10 protein-coding genes are annotated in these 16,187 nt (G+C 68.3%); 7 read left to right on the top strand and 3 right to left on the bottom strand.

Going from position 1 to position 16,187, the window contains the following annotated elements; all coding sequences use genetic code 11:
• The 6 genes from ACJ8AT_RS37030 to ACJ8AT_RS37055 form a co-directional block, all read left to right on the top strand.
• Positions 1–3,895 (top strand): response regulator (locus ACJ8AT_RS37030; protein WP_407742693.1); only part of this gene is annotated, 3,895 nt, incomplete at its 5' end.
• Between the two features lie 99 nt (positions 3,896–3,994).
• Positions 3,995–5,962 carry a PAS domain S-box protein gene (locus tag ACJ8AT_RS37035; protein WP_407742694.1) on the top strand — a complete coding sequence of 656 codons (1,968 nt, stop codon included), beginning with the start codon at positions 3,995–3,997 and terminating at the stop codon, positions 5,960–5,962.
• 414 nt (positions 5,963–6,376) lie between these two features.
• Positions 6,377–9,022: a cyanophycin synthetase gene (cphA, locus tag ACJ8AT_RS37040; RefSeq protein WP_407742695.1), complete on the top strand. Its 2,646-nt coding sequence runs from the start codon at positions 6,377–6,379 to the stop codon at positions 9,020–9,022.
• Positions 9,023–9,035: 13 nt separating this feature from the next.
• Entirely contained in the window at positions 9,036–10,151 is a 1,116-nt protein-coding gene (locus ACJ8AT_RS37045; protein ID WP_407742696.1) for an amidohydrolase family protein, read from the top strand.
• Positions 10,148–10,975, top strand: coding sequence for a cyanophycinase (locus tag ACJ8AT_RS37050; RefSeq protein ID WP_407742697.1), 828 nt, complete (start codon positions 10,148–10,150; stop codon positions 10,973–10,975). Before ACJ8AT_RS37045 ends, ACJ8AT_RS37050 begins: the two co-directional genes overlap by 4 nt.
• A 26-nt stretch (positions 10,976–11,001) precedes the next feature.
• Complete coding sequence (locus ACJ8AT_RS37055) at positions 11,002–12,273, top strand: aminotransferase class V-fold PLP-dependent enzyme (protein WP_407742698.1); 1,272 nt, start codon at positions 11,002–11,004, stop codon at positions 12,271–12,273.
• Between the two features lie 9 nt (positions 12,274–12,282).
• Here the strand turns inward: ACJ8AT_RS37055 and yedA are convergent, their stop codons facing one another.
• Positions 12,283–13,257, bottom strand: a complete 975-nt coding sequence (gene yedA / locus ACJ8AT_RS37060) for a drug/metabolite exporter YedA (RefSeq protein ID WP_407742699.1) — start codon at positions 13,255–13,257, stop codon at positions 12,283–12,285.
• Positions 13,258–13,283: 26 nt separating this feature from the next.
• Entirely contained in the window at positions 13,284–13,760 is a 477-nt protein-coding gene (locus ACJ8AT_RS37065) for an aromatic-ring-hydroxylating dioxygenase subunit beta (RefSeq protein ID WP_407742700.1), read from the bottom strand.
• Between the two features lie 211 nt (positions 13,761–13,971).
• Between ACJ8AT_RS37065 and hrcA the strand changes: the two genes are divergently transcribed.
• Complete coding sequence (gene hrcA, locus ACJ8AT_RS37070) at positions 13,972–15,009, top strand: heat-inducible transcriptional repressor HrcA (RefSeq protein WP_407742701.1); 1,038 nt, start codon at positions 13,972–13,974, stop codon at positions 15,007–15,009.
• A 49-nt stretch (positions 15,010–15,058) separates the two neighbouring features.
• Here hrcA and ACJ8AT_RS37075 read toward each other — a convergent pair whose 3' ends face one another.
• Complete coding sequence (locus ACJ8AT_RS37075) at positions 15,059–16,024, bottom strand: hypothetical protein (protein WP_407742702.1); 966 nt, start codon at positions 16,022–16,024, stop codon at positions 15,059–15,061.
• Positions 16,025–16,187: the final 163 nt, after the last annotated feature.

Below are 16,187 nucleotides of genomic sequence, written 5' to 3' on the forward strand. Positions count from 1 at the left end.
CATGGCCTCCAACCTCACCGCCCAGGTGCGCAACATCGCCCTGGTGACCACGGCGGTGGCCAATGGCGATCTGTCCAAGAAGATCACCGTGGACGTGAAGGGAGAAATACTGGAGCTGAAGAACACCATCAACACGATGGTGGACCAGCTCAACTCGTTCGCCTCGGAGGTGACGCGCGTCGCCAAGGAGGTGGGTACGGAAGGAAAGCTGGGCGGCCAGGCCGAAGTGCGCGGCGTGTCCGGCACCTGGAAGGACCTCACGGACAACGTGAACTCCATGGCCCGCAACCTCACCACCCAGGTGCGAGGCATCGTCAAGGTGGTGACCGCGGTCGCCAACGGCGACCTGAAGCAGAAGCTGGTCGTGGATGCCAAGGGCGAGGTCGCCGCGCTCGCGGAGACCATCAACAACATGACCGACACGCTGGGCACCTTCGCCGAGCAGGTCTCCACGGTGGCCCGCGAGGTGGGCGTCGAGGGGAAGCTGGGCGGTCAGGCCCGTGTGCCCGGTGTCGCGGGCACGTGGAAGGACCTGACGGACAACGTGAACTTCATGGCCTCCAACCTCACCACCCAGGTGCGAGGCATCGTCAAGGTGGTGACGGCCGTCGCCAATGGTGACCTCAACCAGAAGCTGGTGGTGGACGCCAAGGGCGAGGTGGCCGCGCTCGCCGAGACGATCAACAGCATGACGGACACGCTGGGCACCTTCGCCGAGCAAGTCACCACGGTGGCCCGCGAGGTGGGTATCGAAGGGAAGCTGGGAGGCCAGGCCCGCGTGCCCGGCGCTCGCGGCACGTGGCGCCAGCTCACCGACAACGTGAACCAGCTGGCCGGCACGCTCACCTCTCAGCTGCGCGCCATCTCGGATGTGGCCACCGCGGTGACCAAGGGTGATTTGACTCGCAGCATCACCGTCAGCGCCGAGGGCGAAGTGGCCGCGCTGAAGGACAACATCAACCAGATGATCTTCAACCTGCGTGAGACCACGCAGAAGAACCAGGAGCAGGACTGGCTCAAGACGAACCTGGCGAAGTTCTCCGGCATGATGCAGGGCCAGAAGAACCTGGAGACCGTCAGCCAACTCATCATGAGCGAGCTGACGCCGCTGGTGGGCGCGCACCACGGCGCCTTCTTCCTGGCGGACTCGGAGGGCGACCTCCCGGTGCTCAAGCTCACCAGCACGTACGCCTACCGTGAGCGCAAGAGCATCTCCAACCGCTTCCGCCTGGGCGAGAGCCTGGTCGGCCAGTGCGCCCTGGAGAAGAAGACCATCCTGATCACCAAGGCGCCCTCGGACTACATCGCCATCTCGTCCGGCCTGGGTGAGGCCTACCCGCTCAACATCATCATCCTGCCCGTCCTCTTCGAGGGCGAGGTGAAGGCCATCATCGAGCTGGCCAGCTTCCACCCGTTCAGCGCCATCCACCAGATCTTCCTGGATCAGCTCACCGAGAGCATCGGCGTGGTCCTGAACATGATCATGGCCAACATGCGCACCGAGGAGCTGCTGCAGAAGTCGCAGAGCAACACGCAGGAGCTGGAGAGCAAGTCCAAGGAGCTCACCCAGGGGCAGGAGGAGCTCAAGCGCACCAACGCGAGGCTGGAGGCCCAGGCGCTCGAGCTGGAGGAGAAGGCCAAGCAGCTCAAGGAGCAGAACGCCCGCGTCGAGGAGAAGAACGCCGAGGTGGAGCTGGCCCGCGCCAGCCTGGAGGAGAAGGCCGCGCAGCTCACCATCATCTCCAAGTACAAGAGCGAGTTCCTGGCCAACATGAGCCACGAGCTGCGCACCCCACTCAACTCGCTGCTCATCCTCGCCAAGCTCCTGTCCGACAACAAGGAGGGCAACCTCAGCGGCAAGCAGGTGGAGTACGCCAACACCATCTACGCCAGCGGCGGGGACCTGCTCACCCTCATCAACGAGATCCTCGACCTGTCCAAGGTGGAGGCCGGCAAGATGCAGGTGGAGCCGCGGGACATCCTCCTGTCCGAGCTCAAGCAGTTCGTGGACCGCAGCTTCCGCCCGGTGGCCGAGCAGAAGAACCTCACCTTCACCGTGGAGCTGGCGCCCAACACGCCGCGCACCATCCGCACCGACCCGCAGCGGCTGCAGCAGATCCTCAAGAACCTGCTCTCCAACGCCTTCAAGTTCACCGACCTGGGCAGCGTGAAGATGGTGGTGAAGCCGGCGGAGAAGAACGTCCGGCTGGATCACGAGGTGCTGCGCAAGGCCAAGCGCGTCATCGCCTTCGCGGTGACGGACACCGGCATCGGCATCCCCAAGGACAAGCAGCGGCTCATCTTCGAGGCCTTCCAGCAGGCGGACGGCTCCACCGCGCGCAAGTACGGTGGCACCGGCCTGGGCCTGTCCATCTCGCGCGAGATCGCCAAGCTGCTGGGTGGAGAGATCCACGTGGACAGCGAGCCGGGCCGCGGCAGCACCTTCACGCTGTACATGCCGCCCGAGTACGTGGGGCCGGATGATGATGGCGCCGCGTCCTCTTCGCCGTCCTCACCGTCCACGCCCCTGGCGCCGCTGAACCCCGCTTCGGCCCAGTCCCGCTCGGCGGAGGCTTCCTCCCCCCTGAGCAACTATCCGACTCCGCCCCCCGTGGCGGAGAGCGGGCACGTGCTGGATGCGGCGCTGCCTCCTCCGGCGGACCCGCTGCTGGCCCCGCTCGTGGTCGAGGATGACCGGGAGCACATCCGCGAGGGGGACCGTGTCCTCCTCATCATCGAGGATGACCTGAAGTTCGCCCGCATCATGGCGCAGATGGCGCGCGAGAAGGGCTTCAAGGTGCTGGTGGCCAGCCGCGGCGACAGCGGCCTGTCCATGGCCAACGAGTACCTGCCGCACGCCATCACCCTGGACATCCAGCTGCCGGTGGTGGACGGCTGGAGCGTGCTGGAGCGCCTCAAGCGCAACCCGCGCACGCGCCACATCCCCGTCCACATCATCAGCGTGATGGACAAGCAGCAGGGCAACACCCAGGGCGCCTTCGGCTACCTCACCAAGCCGGTGAGCAAGGAGGGCCTGGAGCTCGTCTTCGGCCAGCTCGCCCGCTTCCTGGAGCGCAAGGAGCGCCAGCTGCTGCTCGTCGAGGACGATGCCGTGCAGCGCGACAGCCTCGACAAGCTGCTGGGCGAGGGCGAGGACGTGAAGGTGACGGCCGTGGCCACCGGCCAGGAGGCCCTGCGCACGCTGGACAAGAGCGAGTTCGACTGCCTCGTCATCGATCTGCTGCTGCCGGACATGGATGGCGCCAAGCTGGTCGAGGAGGTGAAGACCCAGCCGCGCTTCAGGGACTTGCCCATCATCGTCTACACCGGCAAGGAGCTGACGGCGAAGGACGAGGCCCGCCTCAAGCGCTACACCGGCAGCGTCATCCTCAAGAGCGGCCCGAAGAGCCCGGACCAGCTCCTGGGAGACACCTCGCTCTTCCTCCACCGCCTGGACCAGCACCTCACGCCCCGCGCCCGCCAGGCCCTGGCGCAGCGAGACAGCCAGCATGACGGAGACCTGGCCGGCAAGAAGGTCCTCGTCGTGGATGACGACATGCGCAACATCTTCGCGCTCACCAGCGTGCTGGAGAACCACGGCATGGTGGTCTCCTTCGCCGAGAATGGCCGCGCCGCCATCGACTCGCTGAAGAAGCAGTCCGACGTGGACGTGGTGCTGATGGACATCATGATGCCGGAGATGGACGGCTACGAGACCATGCGGGCCATCCGCCAGGATCTCCAGCTCTCCCGCCTCCCCATCATCGCCGTCACCGCCAAGGCGCTGAAGGACGACCGTGAGAAGTGCATGGCGGCCGGCGCGAGCGACTACCTGCCCAAGCCGGTGGACACCGACAAGCTCATTGAACTCATCCACCTATGGGTGAATGCCTGAGTTGGATAGCTCACGCCTCGCGCTCCTCCGGGCTTCTGTCCGGAGGGGCGCGGTCCTAGCCTTCTCGTGGCAAAACCCCCAGGGCCCCGTTTGCTCAGCATGATTCCTATTGAAGCCACCATCGAACGCGCTCCCGAGAGCACGGCTCGCCACCGGGCGAGCATCTTGATGGTGGACGACCACCCCTCCAACCTGTTGGCGTTGGAGGCCATCCTCGAGCCGCTCGGCCAGGAGCTCATCAAGGCCACCAGCGGCGAGGAGGCCCTCAAGTTCCTGCTCCAGCGCGACTTCGCCGTCATCCTCATGGACGTGCAGATGCCGGGGCTGGACGGCTTCCAGACGGCGGCGCTCATCAAGCAGCGCGAGCGCACGCGCACCATCCCCATCATCTTCCTCACCGCGCTCAGCCGGGACGCGGCCCACATCTTCAAGGGCTACGCGCACGGCGCGGTGGACTACCTGCTCAAGCCGTTCGATCCGGAGATCCTCCGCTCCAAGGTCAGCGTCTTCGTGGACCTGTTCCTCAAGGAGCAGCAGCTGCAGCGCCAGAGCGCGCTGCTGCGCCAGAGGGAGCGCGAGGCGCTGGAGCGCCAGAACGAGCTGCGCTACCGGCGGCTGCTGGATGCGCTGCCCGAGTCCATGTGGGCCTCGCGTGCGGACGGGGCGCTGTACTACGCCAACCACGTGTGGCGGGCGTACACCGGCCGGCAAGGCGAGGAGGCCTCCTTCGAGGTCTTCCTGGAGCATGTCCACCCCGCGGACCGGGACGAGATGCGAAGGGCCTGGGAGGAGGCGGTGCGCCAGGGCGTGCGGACCGAGCGCGAGTTCCGCATGCGGCGCCATGACGGGGTGTGGCGCTGGCACCTGGCGCGCGCGGTGCCCGAGCGGGACGAGGGCGGGCGGCTGATGGGCCTCATTGCCGTGGCCACGGACATTGACGACAAGAAGCGCGCGGAGGAGACGCTGGCGCGCTTCAAGGCCACGCTGCATGCCACGGTCGACTGCGTCCTCATGTTCGAGCCGGAGCACCTCACGCTCACCTACGCCAACGCGGGCGCCGCCCGGCAGCTCGGGACCACCGTGGAGGAGCTGGTGGGCGGCAGCGTGCTGAAGGTGGAGGGCAGCTTCGACGAGGAGGGCTTCCGCCGGCTGCTCGCGCCGCTGCTGGATGGGACGCTGCAGAGCCAGACGTACACCACCGCGCACCGGCGCCAGGACGGCGGCGAGGTGCCGGTGGAGGTGGTGCTCCAGTATGTCCCGGCCGAGGGGGGCCAGGGCTGCTTCATCTCCGTGGCCAGAGACGTCACCGAGCGCCAGCGCGCGGAGGCCGCGCTGCGGATGGCCAACGAGGCCAAGGATGCCTTCCTCGCCGCGGCCAGCCACGAGCTGCGCACCCCCCTGGCGGCGGCCAAGGGCCACGCCCACCTGGCCATGCTCAAGCTGGGCGGCCCCATGGACCAGGGCCCCGGCAAGTCGCTGACCATCATCAACCGGCAGATCGACCGGATGACGAAGCTGGTGGAGGAGTTGCTGGACATCAGCCGGCTCCAGGCCGGGCGCCTCTCGCTGGAGCTGGAGCGGTTCGATCTGTGCGGGCTGATCCGAGAGACGTGCGATCGCATGTCGGTGCTCTCGCAGGCGCACCCGCTGCGGGTGGAGGCGCCGGAGCACCTGGAGGGGCAGTGGGACCGAGGCCGCCTGGATCAGGTGCTCACCAACCTGGTGTCCAACGCGATCCGCTACTCGCCCGAGGGCGGGGAGGTCCTCGTGCGGCTGGTGGAAGAGGACACGGGCGTGCACCTGTCGGTCAAGGACCGGGGCGTGGGAATTCCTCCGGACAAGCAGAGCGTCATCTTCGAGCGCTTTGGCCGCGCGCACGGCTCGAAGTACGGCGGGCTCGGGCTGGGATTGACGATCAGCCAGGGCATCGTGGAGCAGCACGGGGGCCGCGTCTGGGTGGAGTCCAAGGGCGTGCCCGGCGAGGGCTCTACCTTCCACGTCTGGTTGCCGCGTGAGGGGGTGCAGCCTGGCACCTCGACGTCCGCGGCCCATGTCGCCGCGAGCTGAGCCTGCTCTCCCGAGGATGACCGAACGTTCGGGCATGGCCCCCGGTAATGCCCGGACGTTGGGTTGGCTGTGGGAGGCCCAAGGCCCACGCGGAGTAACGGAAGGACGGAGCCTTCCGCGCCCACGCCTTCGAGGTGGGTCACTCTAGAGCGCCGAGGACTTGAAGCACCTGCCCTCCGCCCTGGCCACCCTCCTTGTGGAGCTCGACGCGCTGCACCGGGCGCGTGTCCGTCGCTCGCGGTCATTGGACGAAGGGCCAATGCCAGCTTCGGAATTTTCACCGAGGGCGCTGGGGCCGTGAGCCGTCTTGAACAGGCCGTGCTGCCCTGAATGCGAGACCTTGCTCGATTCCCCACGCATTCCTACTCATTAGGGCATTCCTACTGGAGCACACAGCCCATGACATCCCATGGAGTGACTATCCGCAGAATCCAGGCGCTGCGCGGGCCCAACCTCTACGCCTACAAGCGCGTGCTGCGAGTCGAGCTGGACATTGGACCTTTGGACGAGAGGCCTAGCAATTCCTTTCCCGGCTTCGTCGAGCGCCTGACGGGGTGTTTGCCAGGACTGCACCGGCATGAGTGCAGCATCGGCAAGCCGGGAGGCTTCGTGGAGCGCCTGCGCCGGGGCACCTATCTGGCCCACATCACCGAGCACGTCACCATCGCGCTGCAGAACGAGATGGGCTTCGACGTGGGCTACGGCCGCGCGCGAGGCACGAACGAGCCGGGCGTCTACACCGTCGTCATCGCGTACGAGGAGGAGGAGCCCGCGCGCGAGGCCTTCAAGGTGGCGCTGGAGCTGACGCTGGCCGCCATGTTCGACGAGCCGTATGACGCGCCCGCCGCCATCGAGCGGCTGCGAGACATGGCTGATGACTACCGGCTGGGGCCCAGCACCCGCGCCATTGTTGATGCCGCGCGCCGGCGCCGCATTCCGGTGAAGCGGCTGACGCCCACCGGGAGCCTGTTGCAGTTGGGCTACGGCATCTATCAGAAGCGCATCATGGCCTCGCAGACCTCGGACACGTCCGCGCTGGCCGTGGACATCTGCCAGGAGAAGCCGCTCACCAACCTCATGCTGCGCACCGTGGGCATCTCCGTGCCCGAGGGCTGCACGGTGAAGAGCGCGGACGAGGCCTGGCAGGTGGCGCGGGAGCTGGGGCTGCCCGTCATCCTCAAGCCCGAGGCCGGCAACCAGGGCAAGGGAGTGATGGTCAACCTGCGCTCGGAGGCCGAGGTGCGCGCCGCCTACGAGGTGGCCTCTCAGTTCCGGGGCGACGTGTTGGTGGAGCGCCACATCGAAGGCGCGGACTACCGCCTGCTCGTCGTGGACGGGAAGATGGTGGCCGCCGCGCGCAGGGATCCCGCGCGAGTGGTGGGCGACGGCAAGCGCACCATCCGGCAGCTCGTCGAGGTGGCCAACCAGGATCCCCGCCGCCGCCCGGGCCACAGCAGCAGCCTCACGCGCATCCGGCTGGATGAGGCGGCCAACGTGGTGCTCACGCAGCAGGGGCTCACCGTGGACTCCGTGCCCGCGGCCGGGCAGGCGGTCCTGCTGCGGCAGAACTGCAACCTGTCCACGGGCGGCACCTCCACGGACGTGACGGACCTCGTCCACCCGAGCAACGCCCGCCTGGCGGAGCTGGCCGCGCAGATGCTGAACCTGGACATCGCCGGCATCGACATGCTCTGCAAGGACATCCGCCGTCCGCTGGCGGAGCAGGGCGGCGCCATCGTCGAGGTGAACGCGGCGCCGGGCCTGCGCATGCACCTGGAGCCGGCCAACGGGATTCCTCGCGACGTGGGCGTGCCCATCATCGACATGCTGTACCCGCCGGGAACGCCCTCGCGTATCCCCATCATCGCGGTGACGGGGACCAACGGGAAGACGACGGTGACTCGGCTGGTGGCGCACATGTTCGAGACGGCGCGCCGCGTGGTCGGCTACACCAGCACCGAGGGCACGTACATCCGCGGAGAGCGCGTGCTGGAAGGCGACTGCTCGGGGCCCAAGAGCGCCCAGGCCGTGCTGCTGCACCCCCGCGTGGAGGCGGCCGTGCTGGAGGTGGCTCGCGGCGGCATCCTCCGCGAGGGGCTCGGCTTCGACTGGTGCAGCGTGGGCGTGGTCACCAACGTGAGCGCGGATCACCTGGGCGTCGGCGGCATCGAGACGCTGGATCAGCTCGCCCGGGTGAAGCAGGTCGTCATCGAGTCCGTGGCCGAGGATGGCTCCGCGGTGCTCAACGCGGATGATCCGCTGGTGGCGGAGATGGCCGCGGCCTCCAGAGGCAAGGTGGTCTACTTCGCCAAGAGCCCGGACAATCCCGTGGTGCACGCGCACCTGAGCCAGGGCGGCAGCGCTGTCTTCGTGGAAGGGAACGCCATCGTCACCGCGCAGGGGCGCAACCGGCAGATGCTGGTGGAGCTGGACCGCGTCACCTTCACCGCGGGCGGGGCCCTCCGCTTCCAGCTCGAGAACGCGCTGGCCGCCACCGCGGCGGCCTGGGCCTCGGGGCTCAACCCGGCCCTGATCGTCCGGGCGCTGACCACCTTCCGCACGGACATGAAGACGACGCCGGGGCGCTTCAACCTCTTCAACCTCGCGGGGCGGCAGGTCATCCTGGACTACGGGCACAACGTGGCGGCCATCCGGGCCATCGGTGAGGCGCTGCCTCGCAGCGATGAGCGGCGGACCGTCATGGCGATTGGGCTGCCCGGAGACCGGCGGGATGAGGACCTGCTGGCCACCTTCCAGGCCACGCTGCCCTTCGTGGATGAGTACGTCCTGTACGATCTCAAGGATCGCCGCGGGCGCGCGGAGCTCGAGCTTCCCCGGCTGATGAAGAGCTGCCTGAAGCCGGGCATGCCCTTCCACTTCGCGGCCGATCAGCGCGAGGCCATCCTCCGCGCCTTCGAGCGCACGCGCTCGGCAGATCGGATGGTCGTCATCGCGGACCTCGTGGAGGAGGCCCTGGAGGTGCTCCAGGCCCTCGCGGAGGTGGACCAGGCGGAGGACACGGAGGCCTGCGAGCACCCGGTCGAACGGGTATTCGAATAGGGAAGCGGGCTCCATGCTCACCTTGATCCGCAACGGGACGCTCCAGGTGCCGGCTCCGGCGGGCGTCCAGTCGCTGCTGCTCGTCGGCGACCGGATCGCCCGGCTGGGGAGCGTGGAGGAGTCCGCGCTGTCGGCGCTCGGGTTGCCGGTGGAGGTGGTGGATGCCACCGGCTGCATCGTCACCCCGGGGCTGGTGGATCCCCACCAGCACCTCATTGGAGCGGGCGGGGAGCAGGGGTTCTCCAGCCGGATGCCGGAGGTGAGGCTGGAGCAGCTCCTGCTGGCGGGCATCACCACCGTGGTGGGCTGCCTGGGCACGGACACCACCACGCGGCACCTGGGCGCGCTGGTGGGCAAGGCGCGGCAGCTCACGGAGCAGGGCGTGACGGCCCTGCTCTACACCGGCGGGTTTCCCGTTCCGCCGCGCACGCTCACCGGCTCCGTGACGGATGACCTGGTCTTCATCGACTGCATGATCGGCGTGGGCGAGGTGGCCATCTCGGATGTCCGCTCCAGCCAGCCCACGCTGGAGGAGCTAGCGCGGCTGGTGTCCTCGGCGTTGATCGGCGGCCGGACGGCGGGCAAGGCGGGGGTGACGCACTTCCACGCCGGGCCAGGGCGCGCTCGGCTGTCGCTGCTCCACGCGCTGCTGGACCAATACGAGGTGGTCCCCGAGTCCCTCTACGTCACCCACGCCAACCGGAGCGAGGCGCTGCTGGATGACGCCATGGCCCTCTCGCGCCGGGGCAGCTTCGTGGACATGGACACCGTGGATGGCGACCTGGGGCGGTGGCTCCGCTACTACCTGGAGCACGGCGGTGTCCCCGAGCGGCTCACCGTGTCCTCGGATGCCCACACCGCGGGCGCCGAGCCTGCCCAGCTCCACGCGGAGCTCGCCGCCTCCGTGCTGCAACACGGGCTTGCGCTGGAGCGGGTGCTGCCCTTCTTCACGAGCAACCCGGCGACGGTGCTCAAGCTCCCTCGCAAGGGACGGCTCACCCCGGGGGCGGATGGAGATGTCTTGGTCATGGAGGCAAAGACCTTGGAGCTCCGCCAGGTCTTCACGCGTGGGCAGCCCCGCGTGCGGGATGGCCGGCTCCTGACAGCGAAGGAAGGGGAGGGCGCATGAGGAAGAAGCGCCGAGGAGATCTCCTGATCATCGGAGGTCACGAGAAGAAGGACTCGGACGAGGAGCAGGCCATCCTCAAGCAGGCCGCGAAGCAGGCGCTGGAGGGAGAGGGCCGGCTGGTCGTCCTCACCGTGGCCACCATGGAGCCCACGGAGACGGCGGAGACCTACCGCAAGGCCTTCGGCCGGCTGGGCGTGCGCAAGATGGAGATCCTCGACATCCGGGGCCGGGAGGAGTCCTACGATCCGGCCAACCTCGAGAAGCTCGAGGGCGCCTCGGTGCTGTTCTTCACCGGAGGCGATCAGCTCCGCATCACCAGCCAGATGGGAGGCTCTCCGCTGCTGGAGCGCGTCTTCGCCCTGCATGACGAGGGCGCCACCATCGTTGGCACCTCGGCGGGCGCCGCGGCGATGTCCGAGACGATGCTGATTGGCGGGCCCACCAACCAATCGCGCCTCTCCAGCCTGGCGATGGCGCCGGGGCTCGGGCTGCTGGAGAGCGTCATCGTGGACTCGCACTTCGCCGAGCGCGGCCGGTTCGGGCGGCTGATGGGCGCCGTCGCGCAGAACCCGCACAACCTGGGGCTCGGCATCGACGAGGACACGGCCATCCACGTGGCGAACGACGAGGAGTTCACGGTGCTGGGCTCGGGAGCGGTGTACGTCATCGACGGGGCGGGCATCCGCTACACGAGCCTCTCGGATCGCCACCAGGAAGGCATCCTCACCATCCACGAGGCGCGAGTGCACATGCTGGGCCGAGGCGACCGCTTCAGCCTGAAGGAGCGCAAGCCGCTCGCGCCGCCCCCTGTATCCCTCATTTGAGGGTTTCAAGAAGGAGAGGTATTCCCGTGCCCAATTCGCCGCAAAGCTCAGAGACGCCGGTTCCCGTTCGCCCCGATGGCACGCTCGATGGTGAGCGCGTCCGCCATGACTTCCCGCTGCTGCTGCGGCGGCGGGAGAACGGGCAGCCGCTCTATTACCTCGACAACGCCGCGACCACGCACAAGCCCCGCGTGGTCATCGAGTCCCTACAGGAGCTCTACTCCACCCTCAACGCGAAGAACCGCGAGGAGCACGCGCTGAGCCAGGCCATCACCCAGGCGCTGAAGGAGGCGCGCCAGAAGGTGGCCACCTTCCTCCACGCGGAGGACCCCAGCGAGATCATCTTCGTGCGCAACGCCACCGAGGCCATCAACCTGGTGGCTTACGGCTTCGGGCGCTCGGTGCTCCAGCCGGGGGATGAGGTGGTGCTCACGCACCTGGAGCACCACTCGAACATCGTCCCCTGGTTGATGGCCTGCGAGCAGACGGGAGCCCAGGTGCGCGTGGCGCCGGTGACCGAGGCCGGCGAGGTGGAGGTGGAGAAGCTGGAGGCGCTGCTGTCCGAGCGGACTCGGCTGGTGGCGGTGTCACACGTCTCCAACGTCTTCGGGACCATCCTCCCGCTGCGGCGCATCATCCGCGCGGCGCACGCTCGCGGCATTCCGGTGCTTATCGACGGGGCGCAGGGGGCGCCCCACCTGCCGGTGGACGTGCTGGAGCTGGGCTGTGACTTCTACGCGTGCTCCAGCCACAAGCTGTACGGCCCCATGGGCGTGGGCGTGCTGTATGGCCGCACCGACTGGCTGGAGCGGCTGCCCGCGTACCAGGGCGGCTCCGAGATGGCCGAGGAGGTGTCTTTCGAGAAGTGGAAGCCCAAGCCCCTGCCCAAGAAGTTCGAGGCGGGCTCCCCCGCGCTCATGGACGCCATCGGCCTGGGCAGGGCCCTGGATTACGTCCAGCGCCTCGGCATGGACCGGATCGCCCTGTATGAGAAGGAGCTGCTCGGGTATGCGCGCCAGCAGCTCGGGGCGATCGATCGCGTGAAGCTCGTGGGCAACCCGCGCGACGCGGTGGGCGTGCTCTCGTTCACCGTCGAGGGCGCGGAGCCGAAGAAGGTCTCCGAGTTCCTCGATCAGGAGGCCGGGGTGGCCGTGCGCGCCGGGCGGCTCGCCGCGCAGCCCATCATGGACTTCCTGAAGCTCAAGGGCGCCATCCGCATGTCCGTGGCGCTCTACACCGCCCGGGAGGAGATCGACGCCCTGGTCCAGGGCCTGCGCGACTTCCTCAAGCAGCACTGAGCCGCGGGCTCAGGCGGTGGGGTTCTCGGAGGCCGGTTCGTCGGCCTCGTCATGGGAGCGCCCCGCCGCCTTGCGGGTGATGAGCACCACCGCCGCGAGGATGGCCGCCATCGCCACGAAGGCATAGGGGCCCGGCGTCTCGCCGCCCAGCCCCATGCCCAGCACCATCGCCACCGCGGGGTTCACGTAGGCGTAGCTGGTGGCAACCGCCGGCCGCGCATGGCGCAGCAGGTAGCCATAGGCGCTGAACGCGATGAGCGAGCCAAAGCCCACCAGGTAGAAGAACGAGGCCACGGCCCGGGGCTCGGGCACTCCGGGCAGGCGCTCGCCCAGGGACAGGCTCAGCGCCACCAGCATCACGCCCGCGCACAGCATCTGCGTGGCCGTCCCCATCAACCCCCGAGGCATGGAGGGGCTGCGCCGGCCCCAGACAGAGCCGAAGGCCCAGGCCACCGGCGCCGCCAGCAGCGCGAGCACCGCGCCCCAGTGTTCGCCCAGCTCGCCGCCCTTGTTGAGCACGGCGATGCCGAAGAAGCCCAGCGCCAGGCCCCAGCGCTCGGCGCGGCCCGGCCACTGCCTGTCGTACAGGCCGCCGAAGAGCGCCGCCCACAGCGGCACGCTGCCCGAGATCAGCGCCACCACTCCCGAGGGCACCCACTGCTGGGCGAACGAGATGCACCCGTTGCCCATGGTGAGCAGCAGCAGCCCGGTGAACGCGCCCGCGCCCCACTGGCGCAAGCCGGGCGTGGGCTCGCCCTTGAGCCGCAGCGCCGTGAAGAGCAGCGCCCCCGCCAGCGTGAAGCGCAGCCCCCCCAGCAGCAGCGGTGGGAAGCCGCCCTGGAGCGCCCAGTGGATGGCCAGGTACGTGGAGCCCCAGATGACGTAGAGCGCGAAGAGGCAGAAGGCGAGCCAGCCCTTGCGCGAGTCCAAGGCAGGGGACTCGGCGGGGAGCACGGCGGAGAGCGGCGGGACGGTCGAGGACAAGGCGCTGTCCTTCTAACGCGTCCCCGCTAGAGCGGATACACCTTCAGCCCCGACAGGCGGCACATCTCGTAGATGACGTCCATGCGCTCGAAGAGCGGCTGGGGCTCGAGCAGCACCCGGGCCTCCAGCCGGCCCATGCTGAGCAGGTCCACCTCGCCCTCCTCCACCGTGTGGTAGATGGCGTAGTTGGCTCGTACCGAGGTACGACCTCCTCGCGGTGGCTCCACCTGGACGTTGGTATAGAGATGGCGGCAGGCGTAGGGAACGGTAGCGTGGGCTCGCTGAAGGGACACCACACACTCGTCCAATTGAGCCCTCGAGGTGCAGTGCATCAGCGCCACGGGGACGTTCTGGACCAGGTTCTCCCGGGGGATGAGCCGGTAGTGGCCCGCCTCGGTGAAGCAGCGCGGCCAGTGCTCCAGCGGCCCGTCATCCAGGCATGTGGCATAGCGATAGAGCAAGGACTCCGCGGCGTGGCGGACCTCGAGGGTGTCGTCGTACATGCACCCCCCATCTGAAGCCACCTCGCCCCCTCGCTTCAACCCGGGAGCGACGAAAACGCGCCGCGGAGGCGGCCTCCGGCCTTGGCAGGTGTCTGGCTGGCTGCCCGGCAGGCCGGGATTGAACCGCCCCAGAGAGGTCCTTAGACTTTGAAGTGTCCTTGAGATGCGATGGGCTACAAAGGACGCGCGGCGGTCTGGAGCGTGATCAGGGATGTCGGAAGAGCTAGGCGACCGAGAGAAAGAAGTCCTGCGCGCCGTCGTGCAGGAATACATCACCACCGGCGGGCCCGTGGGCAGCCACCACCTCAGCCGCAAGTCGGAGTTCGAGGTCTCCTCGGCCACTCTGCGCAACGTGCTGGCGGACCTGGAGGAGCTGGGCTTCCTGGAGAAGCCGCACACCTCGGCGGGCCGCGTGCCCACGGACCGGGGCTACCGCTTCTACGTGGACACGATGGTGCGCTTGAAGGATCCGGCGCCCAAGGACCGCGAGCTGATCCACGCGGGGCTGGTGCAGGAGACCAAGCTGGAGGACATCCTCGGCGAGGCCAGCCGGATTCTCCACTCGCTCACCCGGCACGCCAGCGTGGTGCTCACCCCGCGCCCGGAGGCGGCGGTGTTCTACCGCGTCGAGTTCCTCCGGCTGCGCGAGAACCGGGTGCTGGCGGTGCTGGTGGGGCCCAACGGGCAGGTGCAGAACAAGGTCATCACGGTGGACTTCCCCGTCACCTCGGACGAGCTGCTCAAGGCGAGCAACTACCTCTCGGAGCTGTTGCGCGAGGTGCCCCTGGAGGAGGCCCGCGAGCGCATCCGCCAGGAGATGGATCAAGAGCAGGCGCTCTACAACGCGCTGACGGCCAAGGCGCTCAAGTTGGGCGCGGCGGCCACGGCTCTGCAGACGCCCGAGGCCGAGCGCGTGCTCATTGAAGGCACCGGCTCGTTCCTGGAGCAGCCCGAGTTCGCGGACGTGGAGCGCATGCGCGCCCTGTTCAAGACGCTGGACGAGAAGCACAAGCTGCTGCTGCTGCTGGACCGGGTGCAGCGCGCCCGGGAGATGCAGATCTTCATCGGCGCCGAGAGCGAGTTCTCCGCCGCCGGGGAGCTGACGGTCATCGCCAGCCCGTACGGCAGCCGCGAGCAGGTGCTGGGCTCGGTGGGCGTGATTGGCCCCACGCGGATGAACTACCAGCGCGTGATTCCCCTGGTGAACTTCACCGCCCAGGTGCTCTCGCGGGTGCTGGAGCAGAGCTAGGGCGGAGCGGAGCCCCCTCGCTCCGCTCCGGGGTGCTGGCGGCCCGCGCTCAAGGGCAGGCGCCGCAGTCGGCCCCGCAGCTGTAGTACTGGTATCCAGTCCCGCAGGACTCGCTGATCTGGCACGTGCCATCGCCGCAGGTGAAGACGTCCTGTGGGCGCAGGCGGATGGTGAGCGGCAGGTACGTGGTGCCGTTCTTCGTGCACGTCTTGTAGTAGGTCAGCGAGCCGTCCAGCGTGCAGGCGCTCGCGCAGCTTCCGATATGGACCATCGGCGGGCAGTTGCTGGTGCTGCTGCCCGCGCTGGGCATGAGCGCGCATGCGCGCGAGGTGCTCTCTCTCGTGCTGAAGTCGCCTCGATCGAGGCCCACGTAGGTGCCCTCGCCGTTGAAGAGGTTGCCGAAGAAGCAGGCCTCGCGCCGCGAGAAGTCGGTGAGCTCCGTGCTGGACGTGGGGATCTCCTTGCTGTTCGCGTCGCGCCCCTGCACCGAGATGGTGACGTGCTGCCGGTACTTGTTGGTATGCGCCAGCAGGCACGCGGTGATGACCTGCTGCTCCTGCACGGTGGGCGGGGTGCCGCTGGACCAGCTCGGCGCCAGCCCCAGCCCGCCGGCCCAGGTATAGGTCTGGTTCGATTGGGGATCCGTGTACGTCAGCGTCTGTCCGGCGGGCATGGCGCAGCGGACGATGTAGAGCATCACCTGATCGGCCAGGGCCGGGTTGCCCTGGAACCACGTCGAGAAGTTCGCGCTGGACAGGCCGTTGTACGACAGGCCGTTGTACGAGAGCCCGTTGTACGACAGGCCGTTGTACGACAGGCCGTTGTACGAGAGCCCATTGTCATCACTCAACTCCTGGACGCGTTGATCCAACGAATCAGGACTCGCTGACTCCACGGGCTCGGAGGTATTGCAGCCGGCGAGGCCCGCCAGACAGATCAGCGCGGCGAGCGCGGCTCGAGGGGACCGCGAGGATTCACGGGTGAGACAGCCTGGCACGGCTGAAGGGGTTCCCATGTGCGTACCTCCTCTGCGACATCGGTGGTGCTCTGGGCGGCGACCGCTGGGGGGCGACTGTGAGGTCGGATCAGGCGGGCCTTGAGCCAAGAGTTACCCACAGGACGTGGATCGGCTGCGCTCGCTCGCCTCTTGGGGTAGGTGTGGAGTCTTCTGGATGACA

Source organism: Hyalangium sp., from assembly GCF_045802625.1.
Classification (GTDB): domain Bacteria; phylum Myxococcota; class Myxococcia; order Myxococcales; family Myxococcaceae; genus Hyalangium.